This window comes from Motiliproteus sp. SC1-56 (assembly GCF_017309075.1).
Taxonomy (GTDB): Bacteria; Pseudomonadota; Gammaproteobacteria; order Pseudomonadales; family Balneatricaceae; genus Motiliproteus.
Genome location: NZ_JAEMGS010000002.1, coordinates 355,065 through 377,370, shown reverse-complemented (window position 1 = coordinate 377,370; position 22,306 = coordinate 355,065). Strand labels below are relative to the sequence as shown.

Sequence of the window (22,306 nt, the reverse complement as noted above, 5' to 3'; positions counted from 1 at the left end):
GAGAAACTTCTCTTTGCGTGTCTGGCGACTCTTGCTGGTGAACTCGCTGTCAGCGAAGGAGAGTTGGTGATCCATGGATAGCCCTCAGCACATCAGAGCGCGGATTGTCTCATGCCAAGGGACTTAATCGCATGCTCCTTAAATAGCTAGGCGACTAAATACCCGGTCAATAAAAAACTCGACTATGAAGCCTCGGTAAAATGCATAAAAAGTGCGCTTTTTGATTAACTGAATAAAACAAAAGAGTGCTCTGTTTTTGATCAGCTATACAAACCTTGTCCTTGATAAGTGGCGTCTTTGAGCCATGCATAGTGGGTTAAATAGTGGATTAAAAGTGAGTGATAGTTTGCGCTTCGCGAGTAGTGCTTTTCCTCAGGGGATGCCAGGTCTTTTGATTTCAGCAAGTTAGCCAAAGGCTCGTGTCTTTCAGAAGGTGCTGATGTGTCGGTGTTTTTTACACATGCAGGAAGAATGTGAAACATCAATTAACAAGGCCGTGGCAACGCAATGATAAAAAGCTTTTTTTTAAACGTGGCTTGTTTTTTGCTGAATGTGTTTGCGCCCGTTTATGACGCCATGTTGTCTGCACGGTGTGGTTAGGGTCATGCGATCTATAAAATTAATACTCATAAAAAAACAAAGAGCCTCCAAGATCAAAGTCAAAAATTCTTATCGAAGATATAAAGCGCTGGGCGCAGGATGACAGCCGATTTGAATTCTAGGGCGATTTGTGAATTTTGGGTGATTCGACGGGTTGGTGTGGCTAAGGCTCAAAGCTTGAATTTCAAGCTAGGATAGGGATAGTCATGTTTCAACAATTTATCGACTCGATACCGATATTAGGGATATTCCTCGGCTTTTTAATTATAGCCCTGATGGCCGCAGAGTTAGGCTATCGTATCGGTCACTGGTGGCAGCAGCGCACGCCCGATGAAAAGGACGGTCCGACGGAGATGATCGTGGGTGCAATGCTGGCCCTGATGGGTTTTATGCTGGCAATTTCGATGGGAATGGCTTCAGATCGATTCGACACCCGTCGTTCAATCGTATTAGAAGAGGCTAAATCTGTAGGAACAGCCTATCTTCGCGCAGGTTTTTTACCAAAAGCTGAAGCGGTTAAAACGCGAGGACTACTAACTGAATATTTAACATTAAGAATTTCGACGGACGACCCTGGCAATGTTAAATATCAAAAAGAGAGGTCGGTAGAAATTCAGAGCGAACTTTGGTCGTTGGCAGAAGCGTCGGCTAGAGAAAAACCAGAATCCTATGCATTGGGCCTGTATATTGATTCACTGAATACGCTTATTGACCTGCACGAAGAACGGGTCAACGCTGCTTTTTATGCACGAGTACCCGCGACGATCCTCATATTGTTGCTAACGGGCTCAGCTTTGACGTTAGCGATGGTAGGTTATAACGGGGGGCTCAAGGGCCGAAGAGGATCCTTAACATCCATCGTGATGATTGTCCTTCTGAGTTCGGTTATCACGCTGGTGTTTGATATTGATCGCCCCAGTGGCGGGTTCATGGAGGTGAGTCAGAGACCTCTACTTAATCTCCAGCGGCAATTTGAACAGCAAATCGGTCAACAATAAGTAAATTGTTATTTGTCGACCGGCTAAAGGCGAAGATGTTAAAGAGATCAGGCGGCAACCCTCGCGCGATCCCTTTTACAGGGTCAAGCGTAGGTTGCCGCCCGAGGTTCTATACCAGAGGGGCAGGCTCAGGCGGCCTTGGGGGCGTGGCTGATGCAGTTCTTGGAACAGACCTTGGAGCAGGCTTCGCAGCCGATGCAGTCGCCGGCGTTCTCCACTTTCATCACCATGCGCTGTTCGTCATCGTCGAAATCATCGTACTCGTCGTCGTAGTCGCCCTCGTCGGCCTCGTACTCCACCAGGTTGAGTACGTCCCGGGAGCAGACCTTGTAACAGCGGCCGCAGCCGATGCACTTGGCGGCGTCGATGCCATCGACGAACTGTGGCTCCCAGGCGGTGCCGTCCTGGGTCTGGGCTTGGTAGTTGGACATGGAAAGCTCCCTTATTCGTGAAGGTCAAAAGTGGTCTGGATCAAAGGCCGGGTAAGGCAACCGTCAGATGGCGGCGACGGCAGGGTGGGTGCCGACCAGGGCCTGGGCCTCGCTGAGCAGACGGTCGCTGTCGGTTTTCAGTTTGGCCAGGCTGTCAAAGCCGAACAGGTGGGCGTCGCGGAGCACGCGGTCGATCACCACCAGACGCCCGACGGAAATCAGCACCCGCCCAAACCCCTCGTGACTGAGGCTGATCAGGGGGCGGGCCATGTGGCCGCACTCCCGCTCGATCAGCACCGCCAGGGCGTTGTAGTAGGCGCGGATATTGGCCACGGTGACCTCGTCCGGGTCGGCCACCACCGGCATCTCCCGCTTGCGCGCCTTGGTCATGATCAGGGGATCCAGCAGGCGGGCGTCGCTCCACCCCTCGCAGGCGCCGTAACTGTCCAGGGCGCGGAGCTGGCGTACCAGTTCACGCACGAAATCGCTTTCCAGCAACGGGTCCTGCTCGTCGATCATCAGTTCGTCATACATGGGCGTTCTCCCTCAACGAAGGCGTTCAAGCGGCCGGGTTACTCCTGCCAGCCTTCCTCCTCCATGGCATCGAAACGGTTTCCAGGCTGGGTGCGGCGCTTGGCCAGGGTGATCTGTTTTTGCAGCCAGCCGGGCGGGTCGGTTTTCCAGGCATCCTGCAGCTGGCTGATCTCCCGGGCGATGGGCGTGCCGGGCAGGCTGCGGATGGGTTGCGTGCCGAGGCTCAGCAGCTGCTGCACCGCTGCGGTGCCCACCGCGGTGCAGTACACCGCCTGGCAGCCGTCGAGCAGGGAGAGCTTGGTCAGCAGTTTGCTGTGATTCCTGTCCTGCTCGGTTTCGGTGAATTCGGCCACTTCCTCGAGACCGTAGCCGTTCTGGGTGATGCTGTAGATCATAAAACTGCAGGCCGAGCCGAAGTGCTGATCCACGTGCTTGCGATCGCGGGTGGCGAAGGCAATCCGCAGCCGCAGGACGCCGTCTCCGGCCTGGGAAAGTTTCAGGTGTCGTTCCAGTTTCATTGCCACCTCCTCAATGGATCTCGTGCCGGCTCGCGTCCTGTTTCTGCGTCAGGAAAGAGCGGTAGGCCGGAATGGCGTGGCGCTCGTCGTGCAGACGCAGGTTGGCGATATCGAACAGCGTCTGGGCGCTGCCGTCGTAGCCCACCCAGGTCCTGCGGTGGGCACCGAACCGGTCGAACTGGGGAAAGCCGGCGCGCAACAGGGGTAGCCCGAGGCGGTCCGCGGCGCCCGCCAGGTGGGTGTTGCCCAACAGCAGCTCGGCGCCGCCCTGGCGGGCCAGGTTTTCAAGATCCGCCAAATCCCCCACCTTGAGACTGACGCACGGAGCCTGGTTCAGAAAGCGAGCGGCGACCGGGGTAACCCCGGCCACGACCCGGGCGCCCATCTCCGTCAGCCAGTGGGCGAGGGCGTTTAGCAGTTCCGGGTCGGCGGCCAGCGCCACGGGGGCCAGCCCCAGTTGGAAGTGGGTATCGACCATGGCGTCCTCGAGCTGGGCCCGCTGTCGCTCGATCCAGGCCGGTACCGGCTGGCCGCTCAAACGGTGCAGGCAGTCGATAAACCCATCGGTGGCACTAAGCCCCATCAGGTGGTCAAAGAGGTGCACCGGCACGCCGGTGCGGGTCTCCAGCAGCCTGCCGGCTTTCGCCAGCGAACGGCCGACCACCAGGGTGGCGGCGCTCGAACCCACCTGCTCAAAGGCGGACACCGGTGCGCCGCCCAGGGTGAGGGGGCTGAAGTCCTGGGCCACCAGGTGGCCCAGGGAGTCGCTGATGTCGGGGAGCACCACCGGGGTGAGGCCGAAGGCCTCGACGTAGCGCTTGAGCGCCTCGATATCGGCGGGAGTGAGGCTGGCGCTGGCCAGCAGGTTGACCTGCCGGGGGCGTTCGCCGACCCGCGTGCTGGCAGGCACCAGCTCGTCCAGCATCGCCTCCAGCGCCAGGGCGAAACCGCTCTCCAGGCAGCCCTTGAAGTCCGGGGTGCTGACCGGAACGATACGGGTGGCGTCGAACTGGGGAAAATCGTCGCGGAACTGTCGAATCACTCGGCGCACGTCGCTGCCCTGGGTTTCGGTCAGCCCGGTGGTAGGCACCAGGATCAGGGCCGGGCTGCTCTTGCTGCAGAGGGTCTCCAGGGCCTCTGTGAGATTCTCGTCCCCGCCCATCACGGTGCTGACCTGATCCATGGCCGTGGTCTGCAGGGGAATGGGCTCGCGGAAATGTTGCACCAGGAACACCTTGGCGAAGGCGGAGCAGCCCTGGGATCCGTGCAGCAGGGGAATGGCCTGGCGTATGCCAAGGCAGGCGAGGGTGGCGCCCAGGGGTTGGCTGGCCTTGAGGGGGTTGACGGCCAGGGGCGTGTTGCGGGGCGTGATATCGGACATGTTTGGCTCCTCAGCGGGGCTCGCACGGCGAAGCTTGGGTGGGTTGGGGGCGTCGGCTGTCGCCGGCACGCCCGTGGCGCGCGAGGCAGTGACTCAGGCCTAACTGGCGCAGGCGCTTGCGTTCGCTGCCGCGCTCCAACAGGCGTCCCAGGGTAGTGAGGCTAAAACCGGGGTTCATCACGCGTCTCCTCCTTGCTGGTTCCGGGCCCAGGGCGCGGGCGTGCGGACCTGCGTCCACACGGGGTTGGTGAGGGCCAGGGTGAGCCGGCGGGCCAGCTCCTTCATGCCGGTATACCCGGCGTAGCCAAACTCCCGCTCCTGGTTGATGTCCAGGAAGGGCAGGCGCGCCTTGAGGGCGGTGTAGAGGTTGCGCCCGCCGGCAATCAGCATGTCGGCTTGGTACTCGGCGACCTTGTCCAGCAACTGGCGGGCGTTGCCGCCGTCGAGCATCACCGCCTCCTCGCCCATCAGCTCGCGAATTCGGCTCTTGTCCTCCTCGGTGGACTTTTTAGTGCCGGTGGCGACCACTTCCATGCCCAGGTCCTGCAGGGCCGAGACCACCGACCAGGATTTCACTCCGCCGGTGTAGAGCAGCACCCGCTTGCCCCGCAGTTGTTGCCGATAAGGTTCGAGCTCCGCGTCCAGGCGCGCCTCCTCCCGGGCAATCAGAGACTCGGTGCGGGCCATCAGGCCGGGATCGTCGAGCAGGGCGGCGAAGTCGCGCAGCGCCTGGGAGGTGTCGCGCACCCCGTAGAAGCTGCCCTCGAACCAGGGAGTGCCGTACTGGGCCTTGAGCTTGCGGGCCACGTTCACCATGGCCTTGGAGCAGACCATCATGTTGACCTCGGCCTGGTGCATGCTCTGCACCTCGTGAAAACGGGCATCGCCCGAGAGGGTGCAGAGCACCCGCAGCCCCAGCTCGTCCAGCAGGGGCAGCACGTGCCAGAGTTCACCGGCGATGTTGTACTCGCCGATCAGGTTGACGTCGTAGACGGGGACACCGGCGGGGTGGGCGGGTTTGGCGGCCTTGTCCCCGGTGCCGATGACGTATTTCAACATGGCCTCGCCGGCGATGCGGTTGCCCAGGTTCTTGGAGCCGTAAAAGCCCGCGCCATCCACCGGCACTACCGGTGTCCCCCAGCGCTCGGCGGCCGCTTTGCAGACGGCCTCCACGTCGTCGCCGATCATCGCCGGTACGCAGGTGTTGTAGATGAAGACGGCGGCGGGGCGGTAAGTCTCGACGGCTTGCTTGATGGCGTGGAAGAGGCGCTTTTCGCCCCGGCCCATGATCACGTCCTGTTCGGTGAGATCGGTGGTCATGCCCAGGCGGAAGAGCTGGGGGCCGCTGGAGCGGGTGCCCCGGTTGTCCCAGGAATTGCCCGCGCAGGCGATGGGGCCGTGGACGATATGGGCCACGTCGGCAATGGGCAGGAGCGCGATCTGGGCCCCGTCAAAGGCGCAGCCGCCGGCCGATGCGCCGGGTTTGGGGCGGGCGCAGCCGGACTTCGACTTGTCGTTGTGGTCGCAGCCGGGCTCGTCGAGCAGCTCTGCAATCTGTTTCTGTTTCATGCCAATCTCCTATCACTTGGGAAGATTTAGCAACCTGCGTGCCAGCCGTAACCAATTGATTTTACGTTTCGGAAGCGCTTGTTTGTGGGGAATACGACAAGCGATTGCGGGAGAACCGCGCACTTGTGACAACGGCGTGCACCTGCAAAGGAGGGGGCGGGACTGTCAGTCGGCCGGCGGCTGTAGGGAGAGGAAGCCGGACCAGGAACCCGGGATGGGGGATGGGGGATGGGGGATGGGGGATGGGGGATGGGGAAGAAGGGGGAGCAAGAGCCGGTGAAGGGGGCACCCGCTCTTTGATCCAGCCCTGGGCTGGTGCTCCGAAACAGGATTGAAACGGTGACCGCTGGCGAGGGGACGGCGATTCACGTTTTCCCCGACAGGGGTGTCAGTGCCGGAGGCGGATGGCGCTCAGGCGTCCCCGCCGGACACCGCCTTCAGCGAGCGCGCAGGTTCCCGGCCCATCAGCTTGGCCATCCAGGGAGGCGGCGAGCCCTTGAGCACCGCCTGCAGCCGTTCGAGGGTGGCCGTGATCGGGCTACCGTTCTGGTCGCGCAGGGGGTGAATGCCGTGTTTGATCACCTTGGCCGCGGCCGGTCCGCCGATGGAGGCAACGTAGAGCAGGTGGCAGTCGTCCAGCTGGGCGGCGCGGGCGGCGTTTTTCTCAATCCCCTCGACGGTAGCCGCCGGACGGCTCTCCAGGCGCTCCAGGCTGTCGGCGTCAAACTGGTAGATGGCGAAGCTTTCGCAGGTTCCGAAGTGGCCATCAATGGTCTGGCCGTCGTTGGTGGCGACGGCGATCTTGAAACGAAAGGGGGTATCGGGCATCGGACGTTACCTCGTCTCAGGTCGTGGAAGTGGCCCCGGCAGGGGCCACGCTGGGGCCGGATCAGGCGACGGGCAGAATGCAGTCGTCAATCGGGCAGATGTCCACGCACTTGGGGCTGTCGGCCTCGCCTTCGCACTCGGTGCAGGACTTTTCACTGATTTTGAACGCCACCAGGGATTCACTGATGGAGTCGGTGGGGCACTCGGGCACACAGTCACCGCACGAGATGCATTCGTCTTCAACGATATAAAGTGCCATGGCAGGCCTCCTTCTTGGATCTTGGTACGCGCTCAGGCCCGGCGCACGCGCAGGGTCTTGGGCAGCTTGGGTTTGGCGTCGAGGGGGTCCAGGTACCAGGCCGAGCCGTCATCCAACTCGATCTTGCCCCCCCACTTGTCGATGGCATCGTGTTCCAGGCTGACCACCATCGCTTCCAGGTCTTTCTTGGCGATGTAGAGCGAAAGTTTTCCTTCGTTTTCTCTGAGCATTACGCTGGGCATGGGGCGCTCCTTACGTCTTGGCGGGTAAAGGGGCCGGCTTCCGCCGGCCCCGCTCGGGAGCGTCGGCCTAGCGCACCAGGTCGAAGTTGTAGTCGGTAACGGCGATCTCCATGGTCTCGTTATCCAGCTTCTCCAGGACCGCGTTGACCAGGGTGGTCAGCACCTGCATGGCGCCTTCGTAGCCAAGGGTGGTCTGGCGGTGCAGGTGGTGACGGTCGAAGATGGGGAAGCCGAGACGGATCAGCGGCACCTCGAACTCCGGACCCTTGGCGCGGGTGTCACGCTGCAGGAACTTGCCGTAGGAGTTGCCGATCACGAAGTCGGGCTTGTTGGTGAACAGCAAGGACCGCAAGTGCCACAGGTCCTTACCCACGTGCACCTGACAGTCAGCGCCGAAGGGCGATTCGTCCAGTACCTTCTGCATCGCCTTGCCCCAGCGCTTGTTGGCGTTGTTGCACAGGATAATGGAGGGCTCGGCGCCCAACTCCAGCAGGAAGCGGGCCAGCCCCATGACGAAATCCGGATCGCCGTAGAGGGCGAACTTCTTGCCATGCAGCCAGGTATGCGAATCCTGCATCATATCCACCAGACGTCCACGCTCCAGCGCCAGGCTGTCGGGAATCTCCTTGCCGGTCAGCTCGCTGACCTTCATCAGGAAGTCGTCGGTGGCGGCCAGCCCCATGGGGTAGGCGACCTCGCTGGCGGCGTGGTTCCAGGTGTTCTTGACGAACTTCTTGGTCTTGACCAAGCCCCAGGGCTGCAGCAGCAGGGTGTCGATGGCGTTGGGGGCGTCCTTGATCTCCGCCTGGGTAGTGCCGCCCGCGTACATGCGGTACTCGCCGTCGGCGGGAGTATCGAGCACCTCGGTGGGGTCGGACAGCAGGGTTGCCTCCACGCCCATCTCGGCCATCATTCGCTTCATCACCCGGTAGTTGCCGAGGTAAGTCTCAAAGCCCGGCACCAGGTTGATCTTGCCGTTGCTGCCAACTTCCTTGCCCTCCATGGCGTTCAGGGTGAAGTAGCGGGCGAAACCTTCGAACATGCCGTCCCAGCCGGTGGTGTGGCTACCGACGAAGCTCGGGGTGTGGGCATAGGGGGTGGGCATGTCCTCGGGGATGTGGCCATCCTTCTTGGCGTTGCCGATAAAGGCGTTGAGGTCGTCACCGATGACCTCGGCCATGCAGGTGGTGGAGACGGCAATCATCTCCGGCTTGTAGAGCGCGGTGGCGTTCTCAAGGCCATCCTTCATGTTCTGCTGGCCACCGAACACGGCGGCGTCCTCGGTCATTGAGTCGGAGACGGTCATCACCGGCTCCTTGAAATGACGGTTGAAATAGGTACGGAAGTAGGCCACGCAGCCTTGAGAGCCGTGCACGTAGGGCAGGGTCTTCTCAAAGCCCAGGGAACAGAGCACCGCGCCCAGGGGCTGGCAGGCCTTGGCCGGATCGACCGTCAGGGCCTTGCGGTTGAAGTTGAGTTCCTGGTACTCCTCAGTGGTGGTCCAGTCAAAGACCTCCTGGACCTTGGCGGCCGCGACGGGGTCTTCCTTGGTGGCCTTCTTGTTGGCCAGCAGTTCCTTGTACTCCGGCTGACCGAACAGCGGGTAACAGGGTTTGACGTTATCAGCAGTCTGACTCATTTTAACCTCCCAACCGCGCCACTCTGATGTGAACAACGGCGGTAAGTGAATCTATGGCAGGCTAGCCTGCCCAAAATAACAATGAATTAGGCGATCTTTTTCCAAGGCGCTTTAAGTTCATTCCAGCACGGGTTGTTCAGGGTCATGTCCATATCGCGGGCGAAGATGGCGAAGCCGTCGTAGCCGTGATAGGGGCCGGAGTAGTCCCAGGAGTGCATCTGGCGGAAGGGGATGCCCATCTTCTGGAAGATGTACTTCTCCTTGATACCGCCGCCGATCAGGTCCGGCTGCAGCTTCTTCACGAACTCCTCGAACTCGTAGCCGGTGACGTCGTCGTAGATCAGGGTGGCGTGCTTGATGTCCTCCAGGGTCCGCTCGTAGTCGTCGTTGTGGCCGAACTCGTAGCCGGTGCCGATCACTTCCATACCGAGGTCCTGGTAGGCGCCGATGGTGTGACGGGGCCGCAGGCCGCCGACGTAGAGCATCACCTTCTTGCCCTCAAGACGGGGGCGGTACTTCTCGATGATGGCCTGGGTCTGGGCCTCGTACTTGGCGATCACCTTCTCGGCGTTGGCCTGAATGGTCTCGTCAAAGAAGGTGGCGATCTTGCGCAGGCTCTCGGCGGTCTTGGTGGGGCCGAAGAAGTTGAACTCCACCCAGGGAATGTCGTACTTCTCTTCCATGTGCCGCGCCAGGTAGTTCATGGAGCGATAGCAGTGAAGCAGGTTGAGCTTGACGTTGACGTTGTTCTTCACCTCGTTGAGGGTGCCGTCACCGGACCACTGAGTGACCACGTTAAGCCCCATCTCTTCGAGCAGAATGCGCGAAGACCAGGCGTCGCCGCCGATGTTGTAGTCGGCGATCAGCGCCACATCGTAGGGCCCCACTTCCTTTTTGTTTTCCCCGGAGAGGACCCAGTCGCGCACCGCATCGTTGGCGATGTGGTGACCGAGAGACTGGGACACGCCACGGAAACCCTCGCAGCGGACGGGCACCACGGATTTGCCGAGCTCCTTGGCCTTCTCCTTGGAAACCGCCTCGATATCGTCACCGATCAGACCGATAGGGCACTCGGACTGCACCGAGATCCCCTTGTTGAGGGGGAACAGCTGCTCGACTTCATCGATCAGGGCCTCCAGCTTCTTGTCACCGCCGAAGACGATGTCCTTCTCCTGGAAGTCTGAGGTGAAGTTCATGGTGCCGAAGCTGTCGACGCCCGTGGTGCCGACGTAATAGTTGCGGCGCCCGGCGCGGGAGTACTGACCGCAGCCGACGGGGCCGTGGGAGATGTGGATCATGTCCTTGATCGGACCCCAGACCACGCCCTTGGAACCGGCATAGGCACAGCCGCGGTTGGTCAGTACACCGGGCAGGGCCTTGCGGTTGGAGGTGATGCAGCCTTTGGTTTCCTGGCCGGGTTCGGCCACGGTCAGGTGCTTGGCGCGGTCTTCCCGGGCTTTCTCGGGGTAGACCTCGAGCACCTCTTCAATGAGGCCCTTGGCCTCGTCTACATTCAAACTGGTCATGATGGAATACCTTCGTTTAAACCGTTAATCCGTCGATTCGGTAGAGGTCAAAACGCGGCGGCGTGGCCGCCGCGAACCTCGTTGCCCGACTGACTCAGGCCTCGGCCGCCAGCTCCGCGGCGGTCTTGCCGACGATGGTCTCATCCTCGACTTCCATGATGCCGAACTCCATCAACAGGTCTTCGAGCTCGTCCATGGAGCAGGGCTTGGGGATAACAAACATCTTGTTATCGATCACCTTCTGCGCCAGGGCACGGTACTCGTCCGCCTGCTTGGCCTTGGGGTCGTACTCGATCACGGTCATACGCCGGATCTCGGCGTGCTGAACCACGTTGTCACGGGGCACGAAGTGAACCATCTGAGTCCCGATCTTGGCGGCCAGGGCTTCGATCAGCTCGTCTTCGCGGTCGGTGTTACGGGAGTTACAGATCAGGCCGGCGAGACGCACGCCGCCGGAAGAGGCGTACTTCACGATGCCCTTGGAGATGTTGTTGGCGGCGTACATGGCCATCATCTCGCCGGAGCAAACGATGTAGATCTCCTGGGCCTTGTTCTCGCGGATCGGCATGGCGAAACCGCCGCAGACCACGTCGCCCAGTACGTCGTAGAAGACGAAGTCCAGGTCGTCGTCGTAGGCGCCTTCTTCCTCGAGGAAGTTGATGGCGGTGATAACGCCGCGACCGGCACAGCCGACCCCCGGCTCAGGGCCGCCGGATTCGACGCACTTGACGTCGCCGTAGCCCACTGACATCACATCTTCGAGTTCCAGGTCTTCCACGGTGCCAGCTTCGGCCGCCAGGTGCATGACCGTGGTCTGGGCCTTGGAGTGAAGGATCAGACGGGTGGAGTCGGCCTTGGGGTCGCAGCCGACGATCATTACTTTTTTCCCGGCTTCGGCCAGGGCCGCGACCAGATTCTGAGTGGTGGTGGATTTACCGATACCACCCTTGCCGTAAATTGCACATTGACGCAGTGCCATAGTCACTCTCCTTAAATGCAACGAGGTTTTTCAACTTGCTCAGCAGTGACGTGGCAACGGCTGTGCCAACAGCGAATTTATTCTTGTAAGTAATTGATGTTGTGGGTTTGAGCGCTTTCTAAGTGATGCTTTTAAAGATTAAAAAGGGCTGGTGGGTATGCGACAAAGCACCTGATCCTGTAGGGTTAATGACGACAATTTGTAGGAGTCAGAGATGAGGCGCGCCGCTGATACAGCCCCAATTCCGACGCTGCCGCGGGGCACCTGCCTGCCCATCAACCGCTGCAACCTGCCGGCGCGCATTCTGGGTGGGCTGGCTTTTCAGCGACAGCCCGCCCCCCTGGCGCTGGACGGCGTTACAACGCTGCACGCGGATCTCTTTGCCCGCCTGGACCGCATTGAGACAGCGGCGGACCGTGCACGGCAGTTCCGCGATTACCTGACGGTCCATTTCACCCTGGAGGACCCTGCTGCAGCTGGCTACGCGAAAGGGGGGCGCGGTCGTCCCAAGGCGACCTGGGAGCGCATCCTACGCGGCTGGTTCTTTGACACGGACAGCCGCGAGGGGGCCGTGCTCAAGGCCTGGGTGGAGTCCCGTTTCGGCCTGCTGCCCCGCTACCACGGCGGCCCGATCCGCGATTTCTCCGGGGATACCTACCGCGCCTACCTGGAGGCCCGCGCCCGTGGTCTCTACAACACCAACGCGCTGGAAGCGCAGCTCGACCTCGTCTACAGCTACTGCCAGTACGAGCTGCAACGCGGGGAGCAGACACACCTACAGCTTTATCGCGGGGTGAACCGGCTGGAGCAGCTCGAGTGGCTGCGCGAGGGGGATGAGCCGGTGGTGCTGCTCAATAATCTCAACTCCTTTTCCAGTGACCCGGAGCGAGCCTCGGAATTCGGCGATCGGGTGGCGCGAATTCGGGTGCCGGTGGAGAAGGTGTTCTGTTATCAACGGCTCTTTCCCGGCCTGTTGGAAGGGGAAGGGGAGCAGATGGTGATCGGGGGGCTCTACCGGGTGGAGGGGTGGGCGTATTGAGCCGGTAGGGTAGCGATTTTCGGCGCAAAGCAGCCCTTTTGGGGTTGTTTTGGTGGGCCGATGGTTTGGGTGTTTCAGATTGCTTTTTGAAAGGGGACGATGGTTATTTGTTGCGCCCACCCGGGCGCCTTCATTTCTTTGCCGCGCGGCAAAGAAACAGAAGCAAAGAAACCGCGCCCCAATCAATCGCCCTGCGGGTACGCGCCTGCGGCGCTATGAAAGCCAAACTGAGGCGACCATACGCGCCATCCTTGGCGCGGATGGCCGGATCGTCATCCTTGACGATCCCCTTCGGGCCATTTTCAGTCTGGCTTTCATCGATTGATAGGGGACCCAGAGGGGCTTTCCGAAGCGACGCTGCTCGCCTACAGGCCTCATGTTGCCGGTCAGTCAGCGCTGCCGTTGCCTCAGGCAACTCCTTGGTTCCCTTTCGTAATCGCTCAAAGTCAGCATGATTAGGCCCGCCAGGGGGCCGTCATGGATGACGGCCCTGGTCGCCGCGCCATGGAAGGCGCGTCGGCCAGCCCAAGCTGACTTTGAGAGCGCCAAAGGCGCGTACCCGAAGGGCGATTGCGCAAGGGTCGCCTGGGATCGCCAAGGGAATGGCGAAACATTCCCTTGGTCCGCCCGGCCGGGGCGGAATAAAACTTCGCCTACACGCCGAAAATGAGCCTAAAAAAACACCCGCAAGCGTCAGCTTTGCGCCGTAAGCCGCCTCCAGACAACAAAAAAATGGCAGGCGTTAGGCCTGCCCTTTGCGGTGAAAGCGAGCAATCAAAGCAACTGGTAACAGAGCGCCCCGGCCACGTAGCCCATCAGGGCGAGCGGCGTCATCACCTTCATGTACCAGAAGAAATTGATCCGCTCCATGCCCATGGCCGCGACGCCGGCCGCCGAACCGATGATCAGGCAGCTGCCGCCGGTGCCGGCGGCGTAAGCCAGGAACTCCCACATGGGGGCGTCCACCGGGTAGGTGCTGAGGTCGTACATGCCCATGGCGGCGGCCACCAGGGGCACGTTGTCTACCACGGCGGAGAGCAGACCGATCAGGAAAATGATTACGTCGATGTTACCGACGCTGGCATCCAGGGCCCGGGCTAGGGAACCGAGCAGGCCGGTTGCTTCCAGGGCGGCGACCGCCAGCAGAATGCCGAGGAAGAAGAGCACGCTGGCCGAGTCGATCCGCTTGAGAATGGTGACGATGTGCAGCCCTGCGTCCATCACCTCGTCACGCTGGTGTTTGTGCATCAGCTCGGTCACCACCCAGAGCACCGACAGGCTGAGCATCATGCCCATGAACGGTGGCAGGTGGGTCAGCGTCTTGAACACCGGTACGAACAGCAGCCCGCACATCCCCACCGTAAACACCAGGTTGCGCTGCCCACGGCTGATATCGAACCCGTTCTCATCGTTACCCGGCGCCGGTGGCGTGACGTGCTGGCCGCGCAAGGTCACGCTGAGAAACAGCAGGGGCACCAGAATGCACACCAGGCTCGGGATAATCACGCTATGAATGATGTTGAGGGTGGTGATTTGGCCGCCGATCCAGAGCATGGTGGTGGTGACGTCACCAATGGGTGACCAGGCGCCGCCAGCGTTGGCGGCGATGACGATGATCCCGGCAAAGAACAGGCGGTCCTTCTGCTCGGCGATCAGCTTGCGGATCAGCGAGATCATCACGATGGTGGTGGTCAGGTTATCGAGGGCGGCGGACATAAAGAACGCGATCAGCCCCACGGTCCAGAGCAGGCGAACCGTGCTGGTGGAACGGATACGGTCGGTGATCAGGCTGAAGCCGCCGTAGGCATCCACCAGTTCGACAATCGTCATGGCGCCGAGCAGGAAGAAGAGGATGCTGGAAATCTCACCGAGGAACTCCAGCAACTGGTGTTCGCCAACCCAGGCGTGGGCCAGTTCGGCGGCGCTGCGCCCGGGCAGCTCCTCGGTAAACCAGGCAGGCAGGGCGCTGACGTCCACGAGAGAGCCTGAGGCAAGTATGTAAACGGTCCAACAGAGTACGCCGGTCATGATGGCCGAGGCGGTCTTGTCGATATGGATATTGTGTTCGGTCACGATGGCCAGGTAGCCAACGCAGAAAATGGCGCTAATCAGTACCAGTGCAATGGTCAAAGCACGGTCCTCCATCTTTTAATCGTACAGCGGTTACCCTCGACCGCCCGGGCGCTGCCAGAGTGGCGGGCTCGGTGCTGTCAAAGGGTACGTTGAGTTAAAGGTGGGGGTGGCGCGGTGGCGCCCGGGGAGCAATGCCGCCGCGCCCCGGGGACGGCAGTTGGCGCTCGCAGTGCAGAGGCTGCCAGAGGGGAGGGGCCAGCTTTCCGGCACTGTAAGTGGCGTTCAGCGAGGGCGCGTGATCGTCGCTCTCAACCAGAGGGTCCGCGGGAGTATCGAGCGACTGCGCCCAGCAGGGGCCGCCGGGTACCTGCCCGTTCGCCATTGCCGCTGCGTTGGAACACAGCAGCCAGACGGCTAACAATGTAACCAGGGCATGGCTTAACGATAAGGATCGCAAGGGTCGGGACACGGGGCTCTCCGGCGGCCGTAGGCAGGCCGTTACTTATCCGCCAATGATACGTTGCGAATGGAGCACCACCAATAGGCCTTTGGTGTCAGAGTGACCGGCAGGGGCTACGCGATGAAACTGAAGAGGCTATAACCGCAGCGGCGACTACACTGGATAGACCGGCTATCCACCGAGGCTTTATCGGTTTAAACCAGGCTAGGTACCGTGCCAACCAAGCCCTCGGCCACACAATCTCTAAACATGAGATCCGCCGTATGTAGATGAGCTTGCCGGCCCTTACTCTGACGTTCAGCGACAATAAAGGGACTTTGACGTTGCGCTATAGAAAAGAGATCGATGGCTTAAGGACAGTTGCGGTCCTTCCCGTCATATTTTTTCACGCTGGGCTGCTGGGTATGAGTGGCGGCTATGTGGGCGTAGATATTTTCTTTGTAATTAGCGGTTATTTAATAACCACCATCATCTATGAAGAAATCGAGCAAGGACGTTTCTCGATTCTCAATTTCTACGAGCGGAGGGCGCGGCGCATCCTCCCGGCCCTGACAGCGGTGCTGGTGGCCACCACCGTTGCGGCACTGCTTTTAATGCCCGCAAGTCTGCTCAAGACTTATTCCCAAAGCCTCGTTTCCGTGGTGACTTTTTCTTCCAATGTTTTCTTCTTCCTGAGCAGTGGTTATTTTTCCACCGCTTCAGATGAAATGCCCCTTCTGCACACCTGGAGTCTGGCCGTCGAGGAGCAGTATTACATTTTCTTCCCGCTAATGATGTCGGCGTTATGGTTCCTAGGAAAAGTACGCTTGGCGCTGATCGTGCTTTTTTTGACGTTCTTTTCGCTTCTCTTAGCAAACTATATGGCAATCAAGCAGGCAGTGGACGCGAATTTTTATCTTATCTTTAGTCGTGCGTGGGAGCTCTTCGTCGGTTCTTTAATCGCTATTGGTGGTTTTGATCGCTTGCCACTGGCAGTAAAAACAAGAAATATTTTGAGCATCGTCGGAATAGTGTTTGTTATTTGTTCTGTTTTTATTTTTGATGAACATACGCCGTTCCCAAGTTTTTATACCTTGCTGCCGGTTCTAGGCGCAGCGCTCGTTATCTGCTTTGGTGACAACAAAACGCTGGTTGGCAAGGTACTGTCGGTCAGGCCGATGGTCTCGGTTGGCCTGATCTCCTACTCCCTGTACCTGTGGCACCAGCCACTGTTCGCATTCCTCAGGATGAAAACCGTGGGTGAACCGGCCCATTTCCTTTTCGTGGTGGCCATTGCCCTGACATTCGCCCTGGCAGTTGCCAGCTATAGGCACGTAGAAAAACCCTTTAGAAACAAGCAGCGCATTCCCCGCAAACAGGTCTTCCAGTTTTCGGCTGTTTCCATTGCCTTGTTTCTGACTTTTGGCTTCTCTGGGCATGTTTTTGATGGCTACGAAAGTCGCTTTGATCAACGCTATCAGCGTTACTTGGATACTGCGACGTTCAGTCCAAAGCGGCGTCAGTGTCATACCGTCGGCGAGAACTACCTGAAGCCGGACCGTGCGTGCACTTATTTCTCAAGCGATGTCTCTTGGGCAATCTTTGGCGACAGCCATATGGTCGAGCCAGCTTATGCACTTGCGAAAATGCTCGAGGGTGCGAACAAGGGGCTGTTGCACCTGAGTTTCAGTGGGTGCCCGCCAGCTTTGCTGTTTGGAGTCAAAGAACCCGGATGCTCGAAATGGATCGATGAGTCCACGGCTTACCTGGAGAGGAAAAATAAAATCGAGAATGTTGTGCTCGGTTTCAGGTACAGCAGTTTTCTTTTTGGAAACCAGCTGAAAACTTATCCGGAAATCCCCAATAGGAGCCCGGTCAAATTGCTCTCCGAACCTAACACCGAAAATCTGAGTGCGCAGGCGGTGAGGGAGATGTACTGGGAAAGCTTTCGCGCGATCGTCGAGCGATTCCTGGCCGCCGGAAAACAGGTTTATGTGATATATCCGATACCCGAGCTGCCGACACATATCAAAAAGGGCATGATGCCCTTCTCTGTCTTTTCTGACGGACCGGTTATGGATCTCGAACGGTCCACACCGGCCAGCTTCTACCTCTCAAGAAATGAGTTCATATTAAAAAAGCTGGATAGCTTACCTTACGGAAAGCAGCTTCACGCCATCAAACCCTTCGAGATTCTGTGCAGCGAGGAGCATTGTCCGGCGGTGCTTGACGAAACGGCGCTTTACTTCGATGACGATCACCTGAGTGTACCCGGCGCTCAGCTGTTGCTGGCCGCAAGCGAAATTGGCGAGCAGCTTGCCGCACCGGGAAAAACCAGTGCCATCGCTGAATCAGCTCCCGCCGCGTTAGGCAACATCGCCATCCTTCAGCATTAGGGGCATCATCCGCTTCGTTCGCCTGCCGTGCCCGCTGCCGGACCGGGAAAGGCCTTGTTGCGTCGACTCCTCTGAGATGGATTGGTTTTTGCAGCGCCTCCTTCTACACCAACCAGCAGGAGCGCTGACATGCAAGAGTTTTATCGTCTTAAACAGGGGCTGATCGAAGGTTCGATTGTTCCCGTGCTGGGTCCTGGCGCGCTAGACGGCGCGAGCGACCGGGAAACAGGCGCCCCGGTGCCTGCCGACAACCGCAGCCTGATCCTGGCGATGAACAACGGTCGGGAAATGATGCCGCGGCTGATGTACGAGTTCTCCCGCGCCGCCCAGCAGGTGGAGCAACGCCGCGGACAAGCGGCAGTGACGCGGTTTTTACGTCAGCTCTACAGCCGCCCCAGCACCCTGCCGCCGCTTTACCCGCTGCTGACACAACTGGCACTTCCCTATGTTATCGACCTCAACCGCGATGGGTTGCTGCAACAGGCATGGGCCGAGCGCCCCCACACCCTGGTGCAGGGGGCTTCCCGAATCATGGGACAGGGGCGCCGCTACCGGCTCTTTGCGTTTAATGACGGAGGCTACCAGGCCATCGAGGAAGAGGCGGTTGATACAACCCTGCCGGTCCTGTTCAAGCCTTTGGGATGCCCGCTGCCCGAGGCGGGCTTTATCGCCTCGGATGCCGATTTCGTCGACTACCTGACCGAGTTGATGGGTGGTTTTGCCATTCCCAGCTTTCTTAAGCGGTACCGGGAGAGGCGGCGTTACCTGCTGCTGGGGCTGCCCCTGAACCGGGACACCGAGCGCATGCTGGTGAGTGAGCTGACCTTCGGCGCCGATCCTTTGCGCGGTTGGGTGATCCTGGGGCGCGAACCCACCGCCAAGGAGACGAAGTTCTGCCAGCGTCTCAACCTGGAAATCCTGCCCTGTGGCGTACCCGCCTTCTCGGATTGGCTTCAGGAATCCGCTGCGTCCGGCGTGGCCTGATTGTCGGTATTGCGACAGGGGGCTTCAGCCTCCTCTTGGCCGCTTGTCGCAAAGCCCACAAAAACCCTCCTCGATTTTCTCTGCTCTGTCCATCAAATCCTTTACTGACAATCGGTTAGCGTGAATTTCATCCCTGGCACAAGGCTTGCTGAATCCATAGAAAATGCGGAATCCGCTTGCGAGGTCACCAACCCATGCTGCAATTCTCGGAACAGGCCCTGGTAAAAATACGCGACGCCATGGCTGCCAAAATGCCCCGGCCCAGCGGGCTCCGAATCGGGGTCGTGGGCAGCCCCTGTTCCGGGGTGCGCTACATCATTCGCCTGGAACAGCAGCCCAACGCCGATGATCAGGTGGTGCAGTGCCAGGGCGTGCCTCTTTACGTCGACGTGGAAAGTTATCCCCGGTTGCAGGGGGTACGGGTTGGCTTTATCGAGGAAGGGGAGCGCCGTGGTTTCACCTTTGATAACCCGAACCTCGCCAACTCCTGTGCCGGCTGCCCATCCACCAGAGCCGGCGCATCAAGCTGACCCGAGATACGCATTTCGAGATGCCTAACCGTTATTTCATACCCGGCGCCAAACCAGCGTCATATTCAGGAGAACCGGTATGTGGGAATACTCCGAAAAGGTAAAAGAGCTGTTTTTCGATCCCAAGAACGCCAAGGCGGTCGCCGATGCCAACGCCGTTGGGGACGTGGGCTCCATCAGCTGCGGTGACGCCCTGCGCCTCACCCTTAAGGTCAACCCCGAGACCGAGGTTATTGAGGATGCAGGCTTCCAGACCTTTGGCTGCGGCTCGGCCATCGCGTCTTCATCGGCCCTGACCGAACTGATCAAGGGTAAAACCCTGGATCAGGCGCTGAAGGTCACCAACCAGGACATTGCCGACTACCTGGACGGACTGCCGCCGGAGAAGATGCACTGCTCGGTGATGGGCCAGGAGGCGTTGCAGGCCGCCGTCGCCAACTACCGGGGCGAAGAGTGGCGGGACGACCACGAGGAGGGCGCCCTGGTGTGCAAATGCTTTGCGGTCGATGCGGTGCTGATCGAGCAGACCATTCGCGCCAACAACCTCGAGACCGTCGAGCAGGTCAGCCACTACACCAAGGCCGGGGGCAGTTGCGCCGCCTGTCACGAGGGGATCGAGGAGATCCTCGGCAAGGTGCTGGCGGAAAAGGGCCAGTCGGTATCCGTTGCGGACAGTGCAGAGCCGGGGGCCACCGGCAACCGGGCCCTGATCCAGCGTGTGCAGACCATTCTCAAGGTGTTTGACGACGTGCGTCCCCAGCTCAAGGCCGACGGCGGCGATATCGAGCTGGTGGAGGTTCGCGAGGAGAAAGTATTCGTCCGCCTGGAAGGGGCCTGCAGCGGCTGCCAGATGGCCGGCGCGACCCTGGGTTGGGTGCAGCAACGGCTGACGGAGACCCTGGGTGAGTTTATTCGGCTGATCCCGGTGAACGGCGACAATCAGCCCCTTGGCGGGAGGGCCTAGCCATGCAGCAGCAAACGACAGTGAACGCCCCGGACGGTATCTACCTGGACAACAACGCCACCACGCGGGTTGCCCCGGCGGTGGTCCAGGCCATGCTCCCGTATTTCACCGAACTGTTCGGCAACCCCTCGTCGATGCACAGTTTCGCCAGCGGCGTTGGTAAAGCGGTGCAGCAGGCGCGGGAGCAGGTCCAGGCACTGCTGGGGGCCGCCTACGATACCGAGATTATCTTTACTTCCTGCGGCACCGAGGCGGACAGCACGGCGATTCTCTCCGCGCTGCGCGCCAACCCGGATCGCAACGAGATCATCACCACGGCGGTTGAACACCCGGCCATCCTGGCCCTGTGCGAGCAGCTGGAGAAGGAAGGGTACAAGGTTCACCGCCTGCCAGTGGACGGCCAGGGCCGGCTCGACCTCGACGCCTACGCCTCGCTGCTGAGCCCGCGGATCGCCGTCGTCTCGGTCATGTGGGCCAATAACGAGACGGGGACGCTTTTTCCCGTGGAAGAGATGGCGCGCATGGCTCACGAGGCCGGCGTGCTGTTCCACACCGACGCGGTGCAGGCGGCGGGAAAGGTAGCCATCGACCTCAAGCGGAGCGCCATCGACATGCTCTCGCTCTCCGGGCACAAGCTGCACGGCCCCAAGGGGATCGGTGTGCTCTACCTGCGCCGCGGCACCCGCTTTCGCCCCTTGTTGCGCGGTGGCCACCAGGAGCGGGGGCGCCGTGCCGGCACCGAAAACACGGCGGCTATCGCCGGGCTGGGCAAGGCCGCTGAGCTGGCCCTGAAGAATCTGCAGGCCGACGGTGCCCGTATGGCAGCCCTGCGTGATCGCCTGGAAGCAGGCGTTCTCGCGGCGGTGCCCCATGCCTTTGTCACCGGCGATCCCGCCAACCGCCTGCCCAATACCGCCAACATCGCCTTTGAGTACGTGGAGGGGGAGGCGATTCTGATGCTCCTGAACCGTGCCGGCATCGCCGCGTCCAGCGGCTCGGCCTGCACCTCGGGTTCTCTCGAACCCTCCCACGTGATGCGGGCGATGAGTATTCCCGACACCGCGGCCCATGGCAGTACTCGTTTCTCCCTGTCGCGTGAGACCACGGCCGAGGAGATCGAGCGGGTGATTGCCGCGGTTCCGCCGATTATTGCCCGCTTGCGCGAACTCTCTCCCTACTGGAGCGAGGGGGCCCCCGTGGCTGACCCGCAACAGGCATTTGCGCCGGTTTATGCCTGAGGAGATCTGCCATGACCCTGCCACGCAAGTTGATTATCGACGACACGACGCTCAGGGATGGCGAGCAGTCGGCCGGGGTGGCCTTTACCCTGGAGGAAAAGCTGGAGATCGCCTGCTGCCTTGACGCCCTGGGGGTGCACGAGCTGGAAGTGGGCATTCCGGCCATGGGCGCCGCGGAACGGGACGCCATCAGCGCCCTGAGCGCCTTGAAACTGGACGCAAGCCTTGTGGTCTGGAGCCGGATGCGCGAAGACGATATCGACCTCTGCGCTCACCTGGGGGTGGACATGGTGGACCTGTCGATCCCGGTTTCGGACCAGCAGATCTCCCGCAAGCTGGGGATGGATCGCCACCGGGTGCTCGCCATGATTCCCCGCCACATCGCCCGGGCCCGCGACCTCGGACTGGAAGTCTGTATCGGGGCGGAGGACGCCTCCCGCGCCGACCTGTCGTTCCTGATGGCGGTGGCCGAGGTAGCGCAGGGGGCGGGGGCCCGCCGCTTTCGCTTTGCCGACACCCTGGGGGTGATGGAGCCCTTTGCCGTGCACCGCACTTTCGAAGGGCTCAGCCGCCGTTTCGACCTGGATCTGGAGATGCACGCCCACGATGACCTGGGACTGGCCACGGCCAACGCCCTGGCCGCCGCCCGCGGCGGCGCCACCCACATCAACACCACGGTCAACGGGCTGGGCGAGCGGGCCGGGAACGCCCCCCTGGAAGAGGTGGTGATGGGGCTGGAAAAGCTCTACGGCTGCGACCTGGGGATCAACCTCAAGGGGTTTTCGGCCCTCAGCCAGCTGGTGGTCGAGGCATCAGGTCGCCCCCTGTCCTGGCAGAAGAGCCTGGTGGGCGAGGGGGTCTTTACCCACGAGTCGGGGATTCATGTCGACGGGCTGCTCAAGGACCCGGCCAACTACCAGTCCATTGATCCGGCCGAGGTGGGACGCGAACACCGCCTGGTGCTGGGCAAGCACTCGGGCGTTAACGGTCTGATGCGCGCCTACACGGAGCTGGGACTGTCGATCCAGAAAGAGCAGGCGGCGCAGATATTGCCCTGGGTGCGCCGCTTCAGCGAGCGCCGCAAGCGCTCCCCCGGTCGGGGTGAGCTGATTGGCTATTACCGGCAACTGAGCGCCTAA

The 22,306-nt window shown here is 60.6% G+C and carries 22 protein-coding genes; 8 read left to right on the top strand and 14 right to left on the bottom strand.

The window, feature by feature from the left end:
• Window positions 1-806 precede the first annotated feature (806 nt).
• The gene (locus JGZ97_RS03620) at window positions 807-1,598 is read left to right on the top strand and encodes a hypothetical protein (protein ID WP_207061227.1); all 792 of its coding nucleotides are present in this window, start codon (window positions 807-809) and stop codon (window positions 1,596-1,598) included.
• A gap of 128 nt (window positions 1,599-1,726) precedes the next feature.
• Here JGZ97_RS03620 and fdxB read toward each other — a convergent pair whose 3' ends face one another.
• From fdxB to nifH, 12 genes are all read right to left on the bottom strand, one after another.
• Complete coding sequence (gene fdxB, locus JGZ97_RS03615) at window positions 1,727-2,029, bottom strand: ferredoxin III, nif-specific (RefSeq protein WP_207061226.1); 303 nt, start codon at window positions 2,027-2,029, stop codon at window positions 1,727-1,729.
• Window positions 2,030-2,092: 63 nt separating this feature from the next.
• Window positions 2,093-2,563 carry a NifX-associated nitrogen fixation protein gene (locus JGZ97_RS03610; RefSeq protein WP_207061225.1) on the bottom strand — a complete coding sequence of 157 codons (471 nt, stop codon included), beginning with the start codon at window positions 2,561-2,563 and terminating at the stop codon, window positions 2,093-2,095.
• A gap of 38 nt (window positions 2,564-2,601) precedes the next feature.
• Complete coding sequence (locus JGZ97_RS03605) at window positions 2,602-3,081, bottom strand: NifB/NifX family molybdenum-iron cluster-binding protein (RefSeq protein WP_207061224.1); 480 nt, start codon at window positions 3,079-3,081, stop codon at window positions 2,602-2,604.
• 10 nt (window positions 3,082-3,091) lie between these two features.
• Complete coding sequence (nifN, locus tag JGZ97_RS03600) at window positions 3,092-4,462, bottom strand: nitrogenase iron-molybdenum cofactor biosynthesis protein NifN (protein ID WP_207061223.1); 1,371 nt, start codon at window positions 4,460-4,462, stop codon at window positions 3,092-3,094.
• 10 nt (window positions 4,463-4,472) lie between these two features.
• Entirely contained in the window at window positions 4,473-4,640 is a 168-nt protein-coding gene (locus tag JGZ97_RS03595) for a hypothetical protein (protein ID WP_207061222.1), read from the bottom strand.
• A complete protein-coding gene (gene nifE / locus JGZ97_RS03590; RefSeq protein ID WP_207061221.1) occupies window positions 4,640-6,031 on the bottom strand; it encodes a nitrogenase iron-molybdenum cofactor biosynthesis protein NifE in 1,392 nt (463 codons plus the stop codon). The genes JGZ97_RS03595 and nifE overlap by 1 nt, the downstream gene beginning before the upstream one ends.
• A 411-nt stretch (window positions 6,032-6,442) precedes the next feature.
• Entirely contained in the window at window positions 6,443-6,859 is a 417-nt protein-coding gene (locus JGZ97_RS03585; protein WP_207061220.1) for a NifB/NifX family molybdenum-iron cluster-binding protein, read from the bottom strand.
• A 61-nt stretch (window positions 6,860-6,920) separates the two neighbouring features.
• The gene (locus JGZ97_RS03580; protein ID WP_207061219.1) at window positions 6,921-7,118 is read right to left on the bottom strand and encodes a 4Fe-4S binding protein; all 198 of its coding nucleotides are present in this window, start codon (window positions 7,116-7,118) and stop codon (window positions 6,921-6,923) included.
• A 32-nt stretch (window positions 7,119-7,150) separates the two neighbouring features.
• On the bottom strand, window positions 7,151-7,360 hold the full coding sequence (gene nifT, locus JGZ97_RS03575; protein ID WP_207061218.1) for a putative nitrogen fixation protein NifT: 210 nt from the start codon (window positions 7,358-7,360) through the stop codon (window positions 7,151-7,153).
• Between the two features lie 67 nt (window positions 7,361-7,427).
• Window positions 7,428-8,999, bottom strand: coding sequence for a nitrogenase molybdenum-iron protein subunit beta (nifK, locus tag JGZ97_RS03570; protein WP_207061217.1), 1,572 nt, complete (start codon window positions 8,997-8,999; stop codon window positions 7,428-7,430).
• Window positions 9,000-9,085: 86 nt separating this feature from the next.
• A complete protein-coding gene (gene nifD / locus JGZ97_RS03565; RefSeq protein WP_207061216.1) occupies window positions 9,086-10,525 on the bottom strand; it encodes a nitrogenase molybdenum-iron protein alpha chain in 1,440 nt (479 codons plus the stop codon).
• A 94-nt stretch (window positions 10,526-10,619) separates the two neighbouring features.
• Complete coding sequence (gene nifH, locus JGZ97_RS03560; protein WP_207061215.1) at window positions 10,620-11,504, bottom strand: nitrogenase iron protein; 885 nt, start codon at window positions 11,502-11,504, stop codon at window positions 10,620-10,622.
• 214 nt (window positions 11,505-11,718) lie between these two features.
• On the opposite strand from nifH, the gene JGZ97_RS03555 reads away from it, so the two are divergent.
• Window positions 11,719-12,543 carry an NAD(+)--dinitrogen-reductase ADP-D-ribosyltransferase gene (locus tag JGZ97_RS03555; RefSeq protein ID WP_207061214.1) on the top strand — a complete coding sequence of 275 codons (825 nt, stop codon included), beginning with the start codon at window positions 11,719-11,721 and terminating at the stop codon, window positions 12,541-12,543.
• Window positions 12,544-13,317: 774 nt separating this feature from the next.
• On the opposite strand, the gene nhaD is transcribed toward JGZ97_RS03555, so the two are convergent.
• Together nhaD and JGZ97_RS03545 are read right to left on the bottom strand one after the other, a co-directional pair.
• A complete protein-coding gene (gene nhaD / locus JGZ97_RS03550) occupies window positions 13,318-14,673 on the bottom strand; it encodes a sodium:proton antiporter NhaD (protein ID WP_207061213.1) in 1,356 nt (451 codons plus the stop codon).
• 97 nt (window positions 14,674-14,770) lie between these two features.
• Window positions 14,771-14,998 carry a hypothetical protein gene (locus JGZ97_RS03545; protein WP_207061212.1) on the bottom strand — a complete coding sequence of 76 codons (228 nt, stop codon included), beginning with the start codon at window positions 14,996-14,998 and terminating at the stop codon, window positions 14,771-14,773.
• 347 nt (window positions 14,999-15,345) lie between these two features.
• Here JGZ97_RS03545 and JGZ97_RS03540 point away from each other — a divergent pair, with 347 nt between their 5' ends.
• The 6 genes from JGZ97_RS03540 (at window position 15,346) to nifV (ending at window position 22,306) form a co-directional block, all read left to right on the top strand.
• Window positions 15,346-17,451, top strand: a complete 2,106-nt coding sequence (locus JGZ97_RS03540) for an acyltransferase family protein (protein WP_207061211.1) — start codon at window positions 15,346-15,348, stop codon at window positions 17,449-17,451.
• Window positions 17,452-17,580: 129 nt separating this feature from the next.
• Window positions 17,581-18,435, top strand: a complete 855-nt coding sequence (locus tag JGZ97_RS03535) for a hypothetical protein (protein ID WP_207061210.1) — start codon at window positions 17,581-17,583, stop codon at window positions 18,433-18,435.
• A gap of 194 nt (window positions 18,436-18,629) precedes the next feature.
• Window positions 18,630-18,965, top strand: coding sequence for an iron-sulfur cluster assembly accessory protein (locus JGZ97_RS03530; RefSeq protein WP_207061209.1), 336 nt, complete (start codon window positions 18,630-18,632; stop codon window positions 18,963-18,965).
• A gap of 79 nt (window positions 18,966-19,044) precedes the next feature.
• Window positions 19,045-19,929 carry a Fe-S cluster assembly protein NifU gene (nifU, locus tag JGZ97_RS03525; protein WP_207061208.1) on the top strand — a complete coding sequence of 295 codons (885 nt, stop codon included), beginning with the start codon at window positions 19,045-19,047 and terminating at the stop codon, window positions 19,927-19,929.
• 2 nt (window positions 19,930-19,931) lie between these two features.
• The gene (gene nifS, locus JGZ97_RS03520) at window positions 19,932-21,167 is read left to right on the top strand and encodes a cysteine desulfurase NifS (RefSeq protein WP_207061207.1); all 1,236 of its coding nucleotides are present in this window, start codon (window positions 19,932-19,934) and stop codon (window positions 21,165-21,167) included.
• An 11-nt stretch (window positions 21,168-21,178) separates the two neighbouring features.
• A complete protein-coding gene (gene nifV / locus JGZ97_RS03515) occupies window positions 21,179-22,306 on the top strand; it encodes a homocitrate synthase (RefSeq protein ID WP_207061206.1) in 1,128 nt (375 codons plus the stop codon).